This is a genomic window from Halosimplex halobium, assembly GCF_051414055.1.
Lineage (GTDB): Archaea > Halobacteriota > Halobacteria > Halobacteriales > Haloarculaceae > Halosimplex > Halosimplex halobium.
In genome coordinates, this window is sequence record NZ_JBLKNX010000011.1 from 15,101 (window position 1) to 33,035 (window position 17,935).

Annotated in this window: 17 protein-coding genes and 2 pseudogenes; 11 read left to right on the plus strand and 8 right to left on the minus strand. The window is 60.7% G+C overall.

Translation table 11 applies throughout. From position 1 onward, the window contains the following. The first annotated feature begins 816 nt into the window (after positions 1–816). From ACMGFG_RS12305 to ACMGFG_RS12320, 4 genes and pseudogenes are all read left to right on the plus strand, one after another. Positions 817–1,545, plus strand: a complete 729-nt coding sequence (locus ACMGFG_RS12305) for a CPBP family intramembrane glutamic endopeptidase (protein ID WP_436930626.1) — start codon at positions 817–819, stop codon at positions 1,543–1,545. Next, positions 1,536–1,835: a hypothetical protein gene (locus ACMGFG_RS12310; protein ID WP_436930627.1), complete on the plus strand. Its 300-nt coding sequence runs from the start codon at positions 1,536–1,538 to the stop codon at positions 1,833–1,835. The genes ACMGFG_RS12305 and ACMGFG_RS12310 overlap by 10 nt, the downstream gene beginning before the upstream one ends. Before the next feature lie 291 nt (positions 1,836–2,126). Next, a pseudogene (locus ACMGFG_RS12315) lies at positions 2,127–2,654 on the plus strand (IS110 family transposase); the annotation flags it as partial. Positions 2,655–2,697: 43 nt separating this feature from the next. Continuing rightward, positions 2,698–3,024: a hypothetical protein gene (locus tag ACMGFG_RS12320; protein ID WP_436930628.1), complete on the plus strand. Its 327-nt coding sequence runs from the start codon at positions 2,698–2,700 to the stop codon at positions 3,022–3,024. A 494-nt stretch (positions 3,025–3,518) separates the two neighbouring features. On the opposite strand, the gene ACMGFG_RS12325 is transcribed toward ACMGFG_RS12320, so the two are convergent. Then, positions 3,519–4,409, minus strand: a complete 891-nt coding sequence (locus ACMGFG_RS12325) for an IS1595 family transposase (RefSeq protein WP_436930769.1) — start codon at positions 4,407–4,409, stop codon at positions 3,519–3,521. Between the two features lie 19 nt (positions 4,410–4,428). After that, positions 4,429–5,256 (minus strand): IS5 family transposase, encoded by an 828-nt coding sequence (locus ACMGFG_RS12330; RefSeq protein WP_436930629.1) that lies wholly within the window; start codon positions 5,254–5,256, stop codon positions 4,429–4,431. Positions 5,257–5,469: 213 nt separating this feature from the next. Between ACMGFG_RS12330 and ACMGFG_RS12335 the strand changes: the two genes are divergently transcribed. Further along, positions 5,470–5,685, plus strand: coding sequence for a hypothetical protein (locus ACMGFG_RS12335; protein WP_436930630.1), 216 nt, complete (start codon positions 5,470–5,472; stop codon positions 5,683–5,685). A gap of 120 nt (positions 5,686–5,805) precedes the next feature. On the opposite strand, the gene ACMGFG_RS12340 is transcribed toward ACMGFG_RS12335, so the two are convergent. The 3 genes from ACMGFG_RS12340 to ACMGFG_RS12350 form a co-directional block, all read right to left on the minus strand. Then, complete coding sequence (locus tag ACMGFG_RS12340) at positions 5,806–7,440, minus strand: ATP-binding protein (RefSeq protein WP_436930631.1); 1,635 nt, start codon at positions 7,438–7,440, stop codon at positions 5,806–5,808. Positions 7,441–7,924: 484 nt separating this feature from the next. Continuing rightward, the gene (locus tag ACMGFG_RS12345) at positions 7,925–9,145 is read right to left on the minus strand and encodes an RNA-guided endonuclease InsQ/TnpB family protein (RefSeq protein ID WP_436930632.1); all 1,221 of its coding nucleotides are present in this window, start codon (positions 9,143–9,145) and stop codon (positions 7,925–7,927) included. Between the two features lie 163 nt (positions 9,146–9,308). Beyond that, positions 9,309–10,309 (minus strand): IS630 family transposase gene (locus tag ACMGFG_RS12350; protein WP_436930633.1). Its coding sequence is split into 2 segments (ribosomal slippage): positions 9,309–9,817 and positions 9,817–10,309, totalling 1,002 coding nucleotides; the frame shifts between segments, so codons are not numbered across the junction. 141 nt (positions 10,310–10,450) lie between these two features. On the opposite strand from ACMGFG_RS12350, the gene ACMGFG_RS12355 reads away from it, so the two are divergent. The 4 genes from ACMGFG_RS12355 to ACMGFG_RS12370 all read left to right on the plus strand — a co-directional run bounded on the left by ACMGFG_RS12355 (position 10,451) and on the right by ACMGFG_RS12370 (position 13,291). Further along, positions 10,451–10,816 (plus strand): ArsR/SmtB family transcription factor, encoded by a 366-nt coding sequence (locus tag ACMGFG_RS12355; protein ID WP_436930634.1) that lies wholly within the window; start codon positions 10,451–10,453, stop codon positions 10,814–10,816. A gap of 225 nt (positions 10,817–11,041) precedes the next feature. Beyond that, the gene (locus ACMGFG_RS12360; RefSeq protein ID WP_436930635.1) at positions 11,042–11,254 is read left to right on the plus strand and encodes a DUF7511 domain-containing protein; all 213 of its coding nucleotides are present in this window, start codon (positions 11,042–11,044) and stop codon (positions 11,252–11,254) included. Between the two features lie 286 nt (positions 11,255–11,540). Continuing rightward, on the plus strand, positions 11,541–12,491 hold the full coding sequence (locus ACMGFG_RS12365) for an ABC transporter ATP-binding protein (protein ID WP_436930636.1): 951 nt from the start codon (positions 11,541–11,543) through the stop codon (positions 12,489–12,491). Then, entirely contained in the window at positions 12,491–13,291 is an 801-nt protein-coding gene (locus ACMGFG_RS12370; RefSeq protein WP_436930637.1) for an ABC transporter permease, read from the plus strand. Before ACMGFG_RS12365 ends, ACMGFG_RS12370 begins: the two co-directional genes overlap by 1 nt. 479 nt (positions 13,292–13,770) lie before the next feature. Here ACMGFG_RS12370 and ACMGFG_RS12375 read toward each other — a convergent pair. Further along, a pseudogene (locus tag ACMGFG_RS12375) lies at positions 13,771–14,160 on the minus strand (transposase); the annotation flags it as partial. A gap of 94 nt (positions 14,161–14,254) precedes the next feature. Continuing rightward, the gene (locus ACMGFG_RS12380) at positions 14,255–14,395 is read right to left on the minus strand and encodes a hypothetical protein (RefSeq protein WP_436930638.1); all 141 of its coding nucleotides are present in this window, start codon (positions 14,393–14,395) and stop codon (positions 14,255–14,257) included. A gap of 58 nt (positions 14,396–14,453) precedes the next feature. Here ACMGFG_RS12380 and ACMGFG_RS12385 point away from each other — a divergent pair, with 58 nt between their 5' ends. Further along, positions 14,454–15,749, plus strand: coding sequence for an RNA-guided endonuclease TnpB family protein (locus ACMGFG_RS12385; RefSeq protein ID WP_436930639.1), 1,296 nt, complete (start codon positions 14,454–14,456; stop codon positions 15,747–15,749). A 388-nt stretch (positions 15,750–16,137) separates the two neighbouring features. After that, on the plus strand, positions 16,138–17,058 hold the full coding sequence (locus tag ACMGFG_RS12390; RefSeq protein WP_436930640.1) for a DUF4097 family beta strand repeat-containing protein: 921 nt from the start codon (positions 16,138–16,140) through the stop codon (positions 17,056–17,058). A gap of 102 nt (positions 17,059–17,160) precedes the next feature. Here ACMGFG_RS12390 and ACMGFG_RS12395 read toward each other — a convergent pair whose 3' ends face one another. Continuing rightward, positions 17,161–17,922, minus strand: a complete 762-nt coding sequence (locus tag ACMGFG_RS12395; RefSeq protein ID WP_436930641.1) for a TrmB family transcriptional regulator — start codon at positions 17,920–17,922, stop codon at positions 17,161–17,163. Between the last annotated feature and the right edge of the window lie 13 nt (positions 17,923–17,935).

The following is a 17,935-nucleotide window of genomic DNA, read 5'->3' on the forward strand; positions in this document are numbered from 1 at the left end:
CACTCACCGAGTCAGACAGAGCACGACCGAGCGATGGCTCTCCCACCGCAGAGCAGACCGTGCGAGCTCCCACCGGCAACATACCCCCATCTCTGTCTCGACACCTGTAAATCGTATGTTTGGTAACAAGTAACGCGTTCGAAGAGGGAGTGGGCGAACCGAGGCACGAACGGACCACTCCCGTGGACTCGACAAGAGTCGCCCTGCTGTCGGTGGCCAGACTCTCGTTGGCAGGCAGGCCGCCCCGTCTCACTGGGGCCACACCACGTGCTCCCGTGCGACAGATGTGTGGGCGCCTCACACTCAAAGACGGCTTGTAGCGACCGACATCCCTTTTCATTTGCCACCCGTCGTATCGAGTGCCGACAGCCGCCCTGTCGACACGCGCCCTCCACCGAGGCACTGAGGCGCCGACCCACTCGGGTCGTCGTTCGACAGTTGCCTGTCGGCTCGCGGCACCGCCGCACCCCTGCCCACACGCTCCACCCACTGTGACGCGTCGCCCGGTGCCGCCACCCACTCCGCCCCACCCCATCCCACCACCCTCTCTTTCCACCCGTTCCCGGCTTTTGGATGTCGAATCCCGCCACCCCACATGCACCCCGGTGGCCCCGATCGACTGACGTGTCGCCTCATCCTTAGACATCGAACGGCACTCAACATCGCCATCGACCGATTGTTTCAGGCGCTGAAACGCTGCGTCCCGATTCATACCGGTCACGACGTCACTACCGATATGTGCAGTCGCGAACGGGACAGAGCGCGCGACAACGGAACCGTCTCCGAGCGTGGGTCCAGCAGCGTGGGGGGAGAACGATGACGGGAACGACGAACTCCGACAGTCTCGTCTCCCAGGTACGGATCGGTGAGTCCGTCGGAGACCGCCTCGGAACGGTGCTCGTGGTCACGCTACTCCCGGTGCCGCTGGTGTCGCTCCTGTACGCGGTCCACAGTATTGTCACCGAGACGCCGTCGGAAGCGTACTCGCTTGTCTCGGGGTACCTGTTCTACGGGATCGTGAACCTGCTGGTAGTCGCACTCCTGTACGGACTGTTGACTCCTGACCGGCGAGCGACTGTCTTCAGATTTCGTCGGCCGTCCGCGCGAGAAGCGGGCGCGGCCCTAGTCGCGTTCGTTATCGGACTCGGGGTGTACCAGGTCACGGCGCAACTGAGCGCGATGCTCGGCTACCAGTTGCAGGGCCTCTCGTACTCACTGTCCGATCCTGGAGCGTTTCTGGCCATCCTCGTCGGTGCGGTAGTTCTGGCTCCGATCACTGAGGAGATCCTCTATCGGGGACTGGTCCTCGGAGCGCTCACCTCCCGGGGGTTCGGTCCGGTGAGTGCGACTGTGTTGATGACCGCACTGTTCGCGCTGATCCACCTGCCGAACTTCGGCGTCGCCGGGACGATATTCATCTCCGTCTGGGGCTTCCTCCCCGCAGTGCTCCGCCTCCGGTACAATAACCTCTCTGGAGCGGTGCTGATGCACGCACTGAACAACGTCTTTGCCTACGTCGTCGTCGTGGCTGTAGGGTGGACCTGACGACATCTAGCATCAGTTCAGCGTCGATCAGGCTACTTGAGACGGGCGGTCCCGCAGGTGTTCACTTCCGATCCGCCTTTGATAATTTCGGACATTTCCGCTACGATTACGCCCACAACGCCCGGTTGGACAGCGAACTCTACGGCCAGCGCTGGATGGCCGAAACCGGCTTCTCGGCCATCAAGGGACGATTCGGCGCCCCTGTCGGGCGGAGCGCCTGGTACCGTGAGTTCCGTGAGCTCGTCTTGACCGCCGTCGTCTACAACCTCGAACAGGCTCTCAGGCAATGATCCCTACGCCGTCGGCGGATTCAACAAGGCACTCTCCTGAATCAGTCGCTCGCTACACTTGCTTCCACTCATCCAGGGTGTCATAGAATGACTCTATCAAAATCCTGCCTTGAAGCCCCTGGCGCGTGAATCAGGACAACAGGGGTTGGCAGAGACCGAGTGTGAACTAATGCTTCAAAGCATGCTAGAACGACCGGTCCTAGCCCGTGGAAGGAAGAAGAATACTGTGCCACAGAGCACGCATAGGCGTCTTTCCGATTCACGCACGCTCAGCCCCAACGGAGGCGTTGCATGTACCTCGGCATCGACACCCACAAAGAGTACTCGCAGGTTGCCGTCGTCAACGGCGACGGCAACCTGCAAGACGAGATTCGCTTGCCAAACGACCGCCTTGACGAGTTCGCCGAAGAGTACGCTGGTGGCGACGCTGCCATCGAAGCCTCGGGCAACTACCGCCCGATCTACGAGATGCTCGACGAGCATCTCGACGTTACCCTGGTGAATCCATCAAAGAACCGGATTATCGCCGACGCGACAGTCAAAACAGATCGCGTCGATGCGAAGAAACTCGCGCACATGCTTCGGGCGGACATGCTCGCTGAAAGTTACGTCCCGCCGGACGAGATCCGCACCCTGCGGGATCTCGTCCGGACGCGTAAGTCACTGGTCGAAGAGCGGACTGCTGAGAAAAACCGCGTCAGAGCAGTCCTCACTCGCACCGACAACACCTACGACAGCGAATTGTTCGGCCCGACCGGACGAGAGTTCCTGGCGGAACTCTCGCTCAGTGACGCCGACCGCACGATCATCGAGGCGAACTGAACGGTAGAGATTTAAGTAGTTTAGATGTGAGATAGACTCCATGGATGCCCTCCAAAAGAACAGAAGTACCCCCTCGCTCCCCGAGTCAAGTATTGTCCTTCTTGGCCTCTTGTTTACGATTGTCGGCCTCATATTCCGTGATTCATTCGGGTTCACTTCGCTCCTCGCCGCGGTAGGGATTGGCCTTGTAATCGCTGGAACTGTCTATATCGCTGTCGAAGGTTCCGAATTAGTTCGACTATCGTTGGCGTTCATTTCACTCGTTGCGCTGCCACTGCTCTCCTACGGTAGCATCATCCGATGGATTGGCGGGATTATGATTGGAGCCGTCATCGTTGGTGCGTTATTCACTCGAATATCGGAGTGAGCGAAGAATTTGTGTGTCAGTACTGACCGATACCTGTGCCACCTATACTGACCGTTGCAGAGTGGAGTGGGACGATTCTAGGGTGATTCGACGATTGCGAGGATTTCAGGCGCTCGATAGACCTTGCCGCGGTCTTTTCCAGTGATTTCGTCGATGACCCCATCTTCGGATAACATATCGATGGCGTTGTAGACAGCTTTCTTCGACCGACCAGTCGCTTCCTGAGCGCGAACCGCCTGTAAGATACGGCTCTTCGAAGAGATGCGTCACGACGTCGCGAACAGCTGGATACCCCTCGTACTGCTCGAGATATGTGGCACGGAGTTCGAGGAGTTCTTGCCCACACTCGTAAGCATCATCTGCCTGTTCGCTGATCGCAGTCAACGCGAACAGCATCCACCCCTCCCACGCGCCATCCTTGCTGACGCGAAGCAGCTTGTCGAAGTAGTCGGTCCGATTCCGATTAACGCTCTTGTGAAGCACGTTGTTGATTTTCAGAGTGCGGCGTCGAGAGCGTGTTTGAGTGCTTCATCGCCTGGTTTTCTGTAGAGTTCACGGCGGAGTTGGAAGGCTCTGAGATACGGTGTGAGCTTGTCTTTCGAGACTCCTCGGTGGGGCGAGGGCCACCGTCGCGCCAGCGACGCGTGGCTCTCGCAGCTGTTGACGTGTACCTCGCCATCAGCGTATTCACCATTGCCGTGGACGACGTATTTGCGTTCGAATTCATCGTCGTCCTCTAGCGGGTCGTAGGCCCGAAATCCGTCCGTATAGACAGTCAACGACTCCTGTTCGTGGTCGGCGAGCAGGAGTCGAACGGTCGATTCGTCGGCGGATTTCGCTGGCACGACGTACCGATCGTCCGACCCGCGATCAACCAGCGTGAACACCGGCGGTTTGTCGCCAGCGTACGATCCTCGGCCACGCGTGGACAGCCCACGCGAGCGCGACCAAGAGTCGCGCTCGCGGCCTTTCAGCCCGGCAGAAACGTACACTTCGTCGATCTCAACCGGCCCGGACAGCCGTATCGCAGGCGCGTCGAGCGCTCTGGCGAAGCGCTCGACGCGCCGTCTTACCGTCCTGTACGAAAGATCGAGTTCCGCTTCGATCTGACGAAGACTCGTGTTAAACCGTAAGAACACGTAGATCGTGAAGTACCATTCTTTGAGCTTTAGCTTCGAATGGGCGAAGATCGTGCCGGTCTTATCGTTGAACGTGCGACCACAATTCTTACACAGATACCGCTGATACACCCGATAGCTGCCGTTTCTGACCGTCAGGTCAGAACGGCAGCGGGGGTACTCGACACCATCACGCCAGCGAACCCGTTGGAGCAGGTCCGCTGCAGCCGATTCTGAGACGAATCGGCTCACAGGGTCGTGGTGAATCGCCAGACATAGCTTGATTTCACTGTTTTAGAGATTGCTTGATGTTGTGAACCGCACACATCAGGACGAGTTCTCGAAATTCGCCGTACCAAGTTCGCGCACGCACGGCGTCGCCGAGCGTGCGCTTGATCGTCGAGAAAACGGTCTCACACATTGCTCGTTGACGGTAGCGAGGCCCATCGATCCGCGCGTTGTGCGCGTGATCGATGGGCCGGAACTCTCGATGCTTGATCAGCGGTCTTACGTCTTCTTCGCGGAGTTTTTCGCGTAACTCCATCCAGTCATAGCCCTTGTCCGCAGCGAGGCTGGCGAGGTCGCCCGCGTTGCGGAGGGCGACCTGCCAGCCGAGCTGTGTGTCGTGACGTTTCTCGGTCGTACAGTGAACGTCCAGAATCGCTTGAGTTTCTGTATCGACGAGAGCTGTTGTTTTGAGCGTCTGAACGCGGTAATTCGTCCGACGGCAGTAGTGCTTGCTCGCGTTTTCGCGGTCGAAAAACGTCGCGTCAATGGCGGCGTGACCGCTCGGGTCGTGCAGCTGCGCCGAGAGGCGCAGCAGCACTCGCCAGAGCGCTGTCTTGATTCTGTCAAACCACTTCACTAGCGTCGAGTGGTCGGGGAGATCGGCCGGTTCAAGGCCGATCTCCCCGAGAATATGTGGCATCTCACTCAGCAGATCCAACGCCTCTCGGTAGGACTTCTCCAAGTAAACTCGAAGACAATGGAGCGATACGACGGCATAATCGGCGAAGCCGCCACCCCCTTCGGGGGCGGCGACTTCGCCTCGGCCACCGACAGCATTTTTAGCTAACTGAACCGCTTTCTTCGTGAAGCGGGAAATCTTCGACATGGATCATCGGCGGTTTCCCGCTTCATTCCACTAGTTCTGACGGTCGAAGCCGACGCTGTCCAGTGATTCACCAGAGCCGCTCACAGGGAACATATCGGGCACCGCTGGCGCGGTGCCCTTGCCCTCTTCGACTTTTAGCCGCTGCTCTCGCAATCAACAATCTACTTCCCAAGAGCGTGCCTTTTTATTACCTGTGGGATACTCGTGTCGCACATGAGCGACGGTAGCGATTCCGAGCGTACCGCCGGGTGGTTCGACGACCGCTCTCGAACTGACGCCCGTCCCAAGTTATCGCGCGTCGAGGGGATCCCGGACGCCGACACCGAGACGGTCACGTTCGCGTGGCGACGGCCGGAGGACGGCGAAACGACGACTGCGTGGGTCACTGCCAACGCCGATATCGTCGTCAGCGGGTCAGATATGCAGTGAGGACGGACCCAAGCAGTCCGATCCGCTCCTGTCCTCGGTCGGTCCGTTCGTCCTCCACACTGGCGTATTCGAACGTCTTTTTGGCGCCCTCGCGGCAGTGCTGGCCGGTGAACCAGCCCGTCAAGATGCTGCGCGCTCGTCCACCCGGTCTGGCACGGTGATTTCGACGGTCGTTCCGTCGGTCGTATCGAACGATAGCTCGCCGTTCAGCGTCGTGACGGCCCACTTGAGTTGCCAGAGTCCGAGCCCGGTGCTGTGCTGGAGCGGCGATTCCGTTCCCGCGTCCAGGGACTCCAGTTCACTGTCCGGGATCCCCGGACCGTCGTCGGACACGCGGACGACGTACCCGTCCGATCGTGCGTCGATAGTGACATTCACAGCCGAGTCGGCGTACCTGACGGCGTTGTCGAGGACGCTTTCGAGCGCGCCCACGAGGGCCCGACGGTTCGTCGTGAGTGTCGCCGACGTCGGCGTCTCGACCGAGACGGTCACGTCAGCCTCGTCGGCGTCGACAGTTTCGAGGGCGGACCGGACGAGCGCGTCCAAGTCGACGGTGACATCCTCTGCTGACTCCGAGACGTACCGGTCGATCCGGTGAGCCTGCTGACCGAGAGCCGCGATGTTGTCCGCCGCGTCGATGATAGGGTCGACCGCCTCGTCGTCCCGGCCAAGTTTCTCGGCATGGCTTTTCACGACGTCGACCTCGTTGCGCAGGTTGTGTCTGAGGACCCGGTTCAGGACTGCGAGTCGCTGTTCCCGGAGGTTGCGGTCGGTGACGTCCCGAAGGCTAAGCGTCGCGCCGATGTCGTTGTCGTGACCGTCACCGACTCGCGACACCTGTGGGTCGTACTGCCGGACCCCTTCGGTCGTCTGTACCGTCACTGTCTCGACCCGTCGTAATTGTTCGCTGTCCTGACCCAGTACGTCGCTGATCGGCGAGCCGTGAGCGTTGGACCGCGTGACCGAGAGCGTCTCGATGGCCGTCTCGTTGATCGTGATGAGACGGTCCTCGCTGTCGACGACGAACATCAGGTCGTCGGTTTCACCAGTAAGCGCCCGTTCGCCGAGAGTGCCGATAGAGGGAGTCGAATCGAAGAGGTCGTAGCGCTGCCACGCAGTTCCAACGCCCGCCGCCGCGACGAGCGCCCCGGCCGCGTACGCCCCGGCCTGGCTGACTGTATCGTTCGCCTGCATGCCCATCAGGTTCCAGATCATGAGCGACCCAACCATGACGACAGCGAGGGCGACGCCTTGCCACACGGCGGTGTGCCCGTACGAGTACGTGTTCTGCATGAGGAGGTAGACGCCGCCGATACTGAGCGAGATGATATATATGAACACGACCGAACCGAGGACGTTGAACAGGGGCAACCCGCCGATGTCGAGGATCGACAGGAGCAGATCAACTACGATGGCGAGATACGGCAACGCGAGGAGTCCGAGCGTGCGGGGGCTGATGTGCGTTCGGGTCCCCGTATACTGAACCGCGAACACGAACCAGGGCAACGTCGCGAGAAGCCAGAACAGAAAGGGGAGCTGTGCCCACGACGAGCCCACCGCATCGACCGGAAACAATGACGGCGCGAGGCCGCTGACGCCGGCGATGATACATCCCGTCCCGAGTATCGTCGTGAACGCGATGAACGACTGCCGACCCAGTCGCTCCGAGAGGGCATAGGCCCGATAGCCGAACCAGCAGAGTGCGCCGCCCGCGAGTATTCCGACAGCGATGAGGCCGTCGACGGTGGAGACCATCGCTACACTGTTCCCCGGCACTCGGTAAAAAACGCCGGTCTCGGACCCAACGTGACGGTCCCGTCTGTCTCCCACCGGGGACTGTCTGCGAGGTGCCCCGAGCGCGAATCGTCACCGGGGACCGGTACCCCGTTGAGGGTCGACAGTCCGGGGGGCACCAGACGGCACGAACACTTCAGACGTCGTTCACCGTTTCCGACGCGAGAGGAGCATCGATTCCGCGAAACTGAAAGTCGGGTGAAATACGTGGGCGATAGTCTGGAATCTCTGGATAGAATACGAGGTACAGGACTTCACCACGCGAAACAGAACCTTCGACCGTTTCAGGTTGTGGGTCTGGTGGGCGAAACAGCGACTATCCACGAGATGCCACCTGGCCGACCGATCCACTTCGGTTACAGCGACGAACGCCCGGGCAGGATCCTCAAAGTCACCTTCTCCGCCATGAACGGCGGAGCTTGTCGGTGGACTCCCGTTCTGACCACTAGACCGTGGTAGGCGTGAAAGTGCCGTTCACGTTCAGCGTCCCCGACTTCAGGGCAAGGTGACTGGTTGCCCCTCCAGAACCAGACTTGTGCCAGTTCTGGAGTAGTTTTCGAGCAATGTTCTTCGCAGCGTTGTAGTCGGCGTGGGACTCACGCCCGCATTTAAGACAACAGAACTCGTCGCCGTCTCTGTTGTCCTCGTGGGTGAAGCTACAGTCAACGTGGCTGCACCGTTGACTGGTGTACTGTGGCGTGACTTTCTGGACCGCAATCCCGTACTCGGCGGCTTTGTACTCGGTGTACTCTTGGATGCGGCGGAACGCCCACTGTTGAAACTTGCTCGCGTTCGAGATGCGTTTGCGGATATGTTTCAGCTTCTCGAACGCGATGTGCGTACAGTCGTGGGCAAGAGCCTCTTGCACGAGTGCCTTCGAGACGCGATGCAGGTAGTCTTCGCTCCAGCGGGCGAATCGCCCGCCGAGTGATTGCATCGTCAAGTGGGCCGACCGCGTTCCGGCCTGTTGCATCTGCCCACGCCGCTTTTCGTATTCTCGGCGTTTGTGGTTGAGGTAGTCGGCGTTGCCGATGAACGCGCCACTCGAAGTGACGGCAAGGTGTCCATCCACATTCAAGTCTACGCCGAGAACCGTTCCGTTCTCGGCATCTTCCGGCTCTTTCTCCGTCTCTTTCACGACAGCGATGTGGAGGTAGTAGTCGCCGTCACGGTGATGCAACGTGGCTTCGTGTTTCTCCCACTCCGCAGAGAAGTACGTCGTCGGTGGTACGTCTTCGTTTGGCAGGGCGTACTCGGCTTCGATACGTCCGTCCACAGTGGCAAGCGTGGTGTAGTCGTCGTAGTAGGTGATCGCGTTCAGGTTGTAGACGACCGAATCCGACGTGAACTGTGGCTTCGAGGGGTTTTCCCCGTCTTTTCGTTTCTCGGCACAAGAATCGAGTGCGTCAGCAGCTCGGTTCCGGGCCGCACACACGAGGTCTGCGTTGAGTTCGTCGGTCGCTTCGCGTACTTCCTCGTAGGTACGGTCGTGAAGTTTGGATTTCGACGTGACGATGTAGCCGTCTTCTGTGCCGTTCCAGCCGTCGTCTGCAACTATCTGAGCGGCCTGTTTGAAGCGGCCTATCGTCTCTTGGAGAAGGTGGTGAGCGTCGTCGTCTACGTCGAGTTTCACGACGGCAGTCCGACGAAGCTCCACAGTTGCCATATGAGTTTGGGCAAGTATAAAAATCATTCATGTAGTAGAACATCATCTGGGAGTCGGCAGCCGTGTAGCCGGTGGGTTGCGACACAGAGCTTACGCGATTCCCGCCCGGCGTGAACGCCGGGATTACCTCGCTGTCAGAAGATGGTTGTGGATATAGTATTCGTCAGAAGTAATTACTCACTTTTGGGAGCGACAGTTGGTCGAGAGCGGTATCGATCGCGGTGGTCAGTTGCTCAAGCGAGTCGAAGAACCGGTTGCTGAGAGCATCTTGGAGTTGTCGCCAGCACTCTTCGACAGGATTGAGTTCCGGCGAATACGCCGGCAACGTGACGAAGGCGAGGTCGTCACGGGCCGCCAGGTCCGTGACGGCCGACGCCTGGAAGTACGGCGCTCCGTCTAGCACGACGATCAAGTCTTCTTCGAATTCTTCGCATAACGCGAGAATGAAATGTTTTGCGTGATCGGCGGTAACGTACTCGGTGAATCGTGAGAAAAAGCAGTCACCATCTTCGGTGATCGCGCCGAGCAGACACGTCCAGTCGCGTTGACCAGACAGTTCGACGCTCGGCCGCGTGCCGCGCGGAAACCACGCGGCACGCGGCTCGACCTGCACAGATTTCTTGGTTTGGTCGATACAGACTACTGTGGCGTCCATTTCCCGCCGCTTTTTTTGATCTCGTCGTGGAACTCCTCTTGGTCAGATTCTTCGGCTTCGGCGGCTGTTCGACGTGGTTTTTGATAACTGAGTCCAGCTTCTTTGAGCAACCGCCGACAACTCGGGACCGAGTACTCGACGCCGTACGTTTCTTCGAGGTATTCTTGGGCGAGCGCCGGCGTCCACGCCGGCGCGTCGATCCCGACCGCTTCAGGAGGCTCGTTGACGGTTTGTTCGAACTCTTCTTGCTGTGTTTCTGAGAGCTTTCGTTTTCTTCCGGATCGATGAGCATCAGAGACGGCTTGCTCAAGCGACTCGTCGGTGTCGAGTCGCTTGAGCCAGCTGTAGATCGTTCGTCGTTGAACGTCGTACCACTCGGCTAGTTCAGTCTGCGAAACACCGTTTTTGTACGCAATTGCCGCTAAGAGCCGTTGTGTCGGTTTCTTTCCGTCCACGTTGTCGAGGGTGTCTTGCAGTTCCTCGACGGAGATCTCGTCGAGATGATCCACTAGTAGTTGCAACGTACTCTGAGTAAATAATTCTACCGGATACTATAGGTCCCATGCCGATAGCTAGACTCCTCTGTTCCAGGCCGTGCGAAATAGAAGCATCTGGCTACAGGGGATGTCCGTTACATCGTAGACATAACGATGTCACAGTCAGATTCGGCCCACGCGTTCCAGCGGTCCGAGGTCGGTGCCACCGGCCCCGGGAGTACCGATCAACGGACAGTCGACACGAGCGAAGTCCTATCGCTGTTGAGCGACGACTACGCCCGAGAGATGCTGAACCTGCTCGCCGACGATTCGCTCTCGGCGCGGGCGCTCTCCGACCGGCTAGATATGTCCCGTGCGACCGTCTATCGCCGGCTGAACAGACTCGAATCCGCCGGCGTCATCCAGAGTTCGATGGTGGTCGACCCGCAGGGCCACCATCGGAAGCAATTCTCCGTGGTCGTCGACCGGATGCAACTCATGTTCCACTCCGATGGAGTCAGTCTCGAAGTTGGCGAGTAATCGCCCGGCACGGGACCTGTCTGCGTCCGCATACCCGTTCGGAGCCCGCTTCGAGATCGCCTTCTCGGGTGCACTTCGATGTGTTTCCGTTTCCCCCGGTTGGGATCGACTCGCTGTTACAGGGCGTAACTGCAAGGGGGTCGACGCGATTGTGGGCGTGTGCCCGGTTGCTGAGCCTGCAATCCTGTGACCCTTTATATGATCTCACCGTCCCCCGTTGCAAATATGCCCGATGGTAGCGACCCCGACAGGACTGTCCCGTGGATTGATAGCCCTTCGACCCAGGGTGCCCTCCGGGATCACCCCAGCGTCGAGGTGATACCCGACCCGGACTCGGGGACCGTCACGTTCGCGTGGCGCCCCAACGAAGACGAAGCGACGACCGCTTGGATCACCGCGGACGCAGACCTCCTCGTCGACGTGTCCGACATGCAGTGACGGCGGGGACAAGACACGGACGAGGAACGCTTCCAGTCAGCAGTGAGACACGCGTTTCGCTGCCGGATTCCAACCGTCCCGCGATGCGCTGTGGCGGCCGGAGTGTGCATGTTCGACGCCACGGTGACAGCTGTCGGAATCCCGGTTCGGTTGCCGAGGTAAGTGACGTCACGTGGTTCACCGGAGCGTCCAGTGCCGTCAGGTTCGAGTGTGAGAGCAGCGTTTCAGACCCGGAGACACTGATTATCGGTTTAATGTATCTCCGGTCGTCGGTGAAGGCGTTACGATGACGCACCCAGCGATCGAAACGAAGGGATTGAGCAAACGATTCGGTGACGTGACCGCTGTCGATAGCGTTGACCTGACCGTCGAATCGGGCGAGATATTCGGCTTTTTGGGCCCGAACGGAGCCGGAAAGTCCACGACCATCAACGTGCTTTTGGATTTCGTGAAACCGACGAGTGGAACGGCCTCAATGCTCGGACTGGACGTCTCGGAGGACCGCGAGACGCTCCACAACCGGATCGGCGTCGTTCCCGAGAACTACGGACTGTACGACAGACTGAGCGGTCGGCGACACGTGGAACTCGCGGCCGAACTGAAGGACGCTGACGACGACCCGGACGAGCTACTCGACAGGGTCGGACTCTCCCGCGAAGACGCGAACCGGCCAGCGGGAGAGTACTCGACGGGGATGGGCCAGCGACTCGCCCTGGCGATGGCGCTGGTCGGGGATCCCGACCTGCTCATCCTCGACGAACCGACCAGCGGTCTCGACCCGAACGGGGCCCGGGAACTCAGAAATATCATCCGTACGGAAAACGAGCGCGGCGTGACGGTGTTCTTTTCGAGTCACATTCTCGAACAGGTCGAAGCCGTCGCCGACCGGGTCGGTATCATGAACGAGGGAGCGCTCGTCGCCGTCGACAGTATCGACCGGCTCAGACAGCAACTCGACACCGGGGCCGAGGTGACACTCGACGTAGACCGCACCCCGGAGCGCGACCTGGGTGACCTCCCGAACGTCCGCGAGATCGAGGTGGCTGATGGATCCGTCCGGGGAACCTGTCTCGAACCGGCGGCCAAACTCCGCTTCATCGACCGGGTCCGCGAGATAACGACGGTCACCGACGTGCGCATCGAGGAATCATCGCTCGAGGACCTGTTCGCCAGTTATACCGGTGAAGACACCACGGACAGTCAGCCCGAATCGGTCGTCCCGGGAGGTGTCGCGTGATGAGCGTCCGCACCATCGCCCGGAAGGACCTGGCTGACGCCGGCCGGTCGAAGATGCTGTGGGTTGTCACCGGGATCGTCCTGCTGTCGACGGCCGGGATCACGGGATTGCTCGCAGCCACCAGCGGCATGGCAGCCCGTGAGGTGTTCGCACTCTCGTTCCAGCTCGCCGTGACGATGCTTCCCATCGTCGCGCTTATCCTCGCCAAGGGGGCAATCACCGCCGAGCGCGAGTCGGGTTCGCTCCGGATGTTGTTGAGCTTGCCGCCGTCGCGCCGAGACGTTCTCCTCGGGAAGTTGATCGGCCGGACGGCCCTGATGCTCGTGGCCACCCTCGTCGGTGGGCTCGCGACGGGCCTCGTCGTCCTCACGATTCTGGGCGGGTCGTTCAGCTCACTGGCCTCATTTATTGGTTTTCTCGGCCTCATGAGTGTGGCGTTCGTCGCTCTCGGCGTCGGCATCTCAGCCGGTAGTGCGAGCGACAGTCGTGCCACCGCCGTCGCCGTCGGTGCCTACATGATCCTGGTCGCGCTGTGGAACCTTATCCAGACCGCCATCCAGTACGGTGCCGTCGAACTGGGACTGATAGCAGCCGGCAGCGAACCGGCGTGGTTACAGTTGGTCGGACTGTTCCCGCCCAACCGCGCCGCGAACGCCGCCTACCGGGCCACCGTCGAGGGGCAGTTCTTCGGAACCGACCCGTTCGCATCGGTCTGGCTACCGATTCTCGTCCTACTGGCCTGGCTGTTCGTCCCCGTCACGGCCGGGTATCTCCGTTTCCGCGACGCCCAGATCGGGTGACTCCCGCCTGCTGTTCGCTGCACGACGGCTTCGCCCGGAAAGCCCGTTTCCTGCTTTCGCCTTCGAACGACTGTGCGTCCGAAAACCACAGTCACTACCGGCGTCATCGATGTCATAGCGGACGTTCCACAGCGCAATCTCAGAGAGCGAAACTTTGTGCGACGAGTTATGAGACTGGGCGAAAAACAGCCAGTTGTGATTCGTACGCGGAGACCATACGGAGCTGTGAGATGTATAAACGACACTCCGATATGAGAAACTACAAATTTGTCACATGAACAAACCGATCAAAGGGTACGGCGCACTTGGTTTGATTTTGGCCAGCATCGGTATCTTGGGTGCTGCGCTGCTAATCGAACCGCTTGCGGCTCAAGGCATAGTCGCGCTATTTGGTTTGGGAGTGTTGATTCGGGGTGTCCGTGTGTTCCAGAATAGGTAAACAGCCTCGGGCGCGGTGGCCCGAGGCTTTTGTAATTCCCTCAGCCGTGCGCTAGCACTCCCTGCTCGGCAAGCGAGCGGGATGAGGTTGGGCGGCTTACGCGCCCCGACCCGGACAGACGCACCAACCGAACCTGCGGCTGGGTTTTGTGAGTCCGGTAATTCGATTTGTTGCCGTCGAGTTTCGCCTTCTCGAGCCACGCGATGTTCACCGATGCGTTCCGGTCGGCGTGGTCTTGCACCACGTCACACTCGTCGTTCGTACAGCGGAACCGGCGTCCCTGCCGACTGCCATGCTCACCACAACACGAACACGTCTTCGAGTTGTAGTACGCATCCACCGTATCTGTCGGAATCTCTCGCCACGTCGCCTTGTACGACACGAATGTCTCGAACTTGTGGAACGGAAGTTTGTGCAACCGGCGGTTCATCTTTGGAGTAGCGAGGAAACCGCGCCGTTCACGGCGCGGAGGAATCGCGTCTGCCGCCCTGTACGACCACCACGACTGTTGCTGGCCGTCTGTCCTACACGTCTCTGTCGTCGGTGTCGAGCGCGTCCACACCTTCCAGCATGAGGCCCTTCCAAGTGTAGCCGCGCCGGTCTTTTACCGCTTTCAGTCGCTCGAACTGGTCGTCTGCCACCTCGAAGCGAATCTCTTTGCTCACGTTTGTATGTAGTCAACATGATTCTTAAGTGTGTTGAGTGTGTTTGTTCGACTGTCGAATGTCGGCCACGACGACCGCCACCAAGACACTCGAAGCCACGCTCGCGCCACCCACGGCGCACAAAGAGCGACGGCTTCGGCGTACTGAGGCGACTTACCGCCGTGCGCTCCGTGACGCCTTCGCGTCTGGGGCCGACACGCAGACGGCGGTCAACGACATCGTGACCGACTACGACCTGTCCTCGTATGCGAAGGACGCGCTCAAACAGTACGTCCCGCAACTCCGGCGCACCTACGACGCCGAGGAACTGGCCGAGGACCACCCCGTTCGGTTCACGAACCGAGGATGGCATCTCGACCACTCGCCCGACCGCGCCCACGAGTTCTGCTGGCGGGTGCCACAGGCCGGGCGTGGCACCTCGTTCTGGATTCCGTTGCGAATCAACCCTGACCAGCGGGAGTTGTGGGACCGACTGTACGACGGTGACGTGACCGTGGGCGAGTTCCGCCTGCGACAGCACCGTTCCTCATGGACGTTGCACGTCACCGTCGAGTACGAGATTGAGCACCCGGACACGCCCGACGACCCCACGCCGGTCGGCTTCGACGTGGGCGAGTCGTCGTTGCTCGTCGGCTGTGCCGTCGAGCAGGGTGCTCCGGTTGACCCGCTGTTCGTTGACGGCGGGCGGGCGCGACACCTCCGCAAAGAGATGCACACGACCCTGAAGCGCCTGCAAGAGCGCGGGGCCGCCGAGTGGCGGGTTGACGAGCGGTTCACTCACTACCAGCACGCACTCACGGATATTGTCGAGAAGGCGTCTCGGCAGGCCGTCGAGTACGCCCGGCAGTTCGAGGACCCGGTAATCGTCCTCGAAGATTTGACCTACATCCGCGAGTCGCTGGCCTACGGAAAGTGGATGAACCGCCGCCTCCATGCGTGGGCGTTCGCCCGTTTGCAGGGCCGTATCGAGGACAAAGCCCTCGAGGCCGGGGTTCCCGTTGAGTACGTCACAGCGGCCTACACGTCGCAGACGTGCCACGCGTGCGGGCACGTCGGGCACCGCGACGGCGACGAGTTCCGGTGTACCAACGAGGGCTGTTGGGTCACGGAGTACCACGCCGATTTGAACGCGGCGGTCAACATCGCTGACCGCCTCGACCCGTGGGGAGAGAGCCTGCCGCTGAAACCGGCAGGCGATGACTTCCCACGGGACGGGAGTGCTTGTGACAGCACCATGGGACACCGGGAGGCGAGTCGGGAACCCCGACAGACGACCCTCTCGGCGTACAGTTCCGAAACCTCCTCGGGTAGCGAGACTTCCCTTGTAGGAAGCCCCGCCGTTCACGGCGGGTGAGGATGTCACTATCCAGCCGCCAGTATGTGTACGTAGCCGCCGGTCGGAGGCGGCCCTCGAAAAGTATCCGACACTCCCACCACCCCCTGCCCGCCGATTCCACCCATCCTGCCCGCCCGTGGCTGGAGGCGGCCGAGTATCCGGCCACCCGCCCTGTGACATCCCTGCGCCCTCCGTTTTCCAGTCCAGCCGACCCCAGGTAGGTATCGAACTGGTTGAGTAATCTGTGACCCACTCGGGGGCATCGGTGGCATCGACGTAACACCTCACTCGCCCCACAAGAGCCGGCGGCGGCGCTCACCGCGGGACAAAATATATTCAGACAGACAGTTTCTGGCGTTGAGACTGTGATTCACGTTCTTTCTTATGGCTCCGATAACGGGCAGGTATGAGCCAGTCTGACCGGACTGCCGACGAAGAGTCACACACCGGACCCGACGTGTCACGCCGACAGGTTCTCACAGGCGTCGGCCTCGGTGGCGCCGTCGCGCTCGCGGGCTGTGCGGGATTCGGCGACACCGAGCGAGAGACGACTGACGTCCAGTACGATGTGAGCGCCGATGTCGAGACCGTCGCGGTAAACAGCGACGACGGTGAGACGACGGTCGAAGCCTGGGACGGCGAAGACGTTCGGATCGAGGCGACGAAGTACGCTGTCGGACAGACAGAGTTGAGCGACATCGAGGTCGTGAGAGAGGTGACGAACGGACGACTCGACATCAGCGAAGAGCGCTCCACCGGCCCCATCGTCGGCGTTGGGGGCGGCGGGCTCGAATCGCTCACGGTACGAGTTCCGACGGGCGTCCGGGTGACCGAACTCGACGTGGACGACGGCGACGCCACCGTGAGGAACGTCTCTGGAGAACTCGCACTCTCGATAGACGACGGGGACGCCGACATCGGCCCGCTCGAGGGCGAACTCAGCGTCGATGGTGACGACGGAGACGTCACGGTCGCTCAGGTAGACAGGTTCAGCGCCGAACTGGACGACGGTGCGGTCACGATGAACGAACCGGCAACGCTCGGTGAGGTCCGGGTAGACGACGGGGACCTAGACCTCTCTGTCGACAGGGTCGCCGACGACTCGGTCGTCAGAGCGGACGACGGTGACGTGACGGTTCGGCTGTCGCCGTCGCTCGACGCCACAGTCGTCTGTACTCAGAACGATGGGACAGTACAACTCGACGGCGACGTGTTCGACGAGGTCGAGTCCGCCGGGAACGAGTTTCGCGGACGCATCGGTGACGGGAGCGACCGACTGACGGTCGATGTCGACGACGGACGAGTCTCGCTCGAAGCGCTGTCGTAGGCAGTTCCTCGGTTCACTCGGGACCGCTCCGCAAGTCGTCGGTATCACACGGCCTCGACGGCCTCAAGGACATCAGTATCCGTTTCGGTCGAGTTCAGAACGTCACTTCCGGTGTCGGTCGCGGCCGGATTCCATGCCCGAGCGCATGAAGGCTGCCAGGATACGGCCGATACTGGAGTCGCCGGTCCAGAGGGCTTCCTCCTGGACGGGCGCGTTATCGGTTTCGGCGGCGAGTAATACCGTACGGTCGTCAATCATCAGCGCCCGTCCGGCAAAATCCGCGGGGTTGTCCTCGGACATGACGAAGACGTTCACAGGGTCGCCAGTGAAGCGGTCATCGAGTGACCGATCGGCGGTCACGACGGTCACGTCAGCCCCGTCGGTCCCTATATCACGGAGCGCATCCGCGATGGCGTCGGTCGTCGCCCCTGCCGTCGGCGAAACGAAGACGACGGTGTGGTCGGCCGATAGTATTATTTCTGTGATACGTTCGTCGATGGGCTGTCGGCCGCGGAGCATCGAGACATCCTGTCCGTCCACACGGTCGGTCTCGGTCGCACGTATGGATTCAAGACAATCAAACGCCCGTGACTTCTCCCGTTCGAGGCGTTCGGTCAGGAGCGCACGCGCCGTCGATAGCTCGACCGGACGGTACGCCTTCGGTGACGACCGGACGATTTCGACAAGACCCCGCTCTGCCAGATCGTCGGCCGCACCGTACACCTGCGACCGGGGCACCTCCGAGAGTTCGCTCACCTCCTGTGCGGTTCCGCTTCCGAGTTGCTGGAGGGCGACGAACACCTGCGCCTCGTAGTTGGAGAGCCCCAGCGTTCGCAACGCTTCGACCGCCTCGCGCTCACTCATTGTCCCTCTGTAG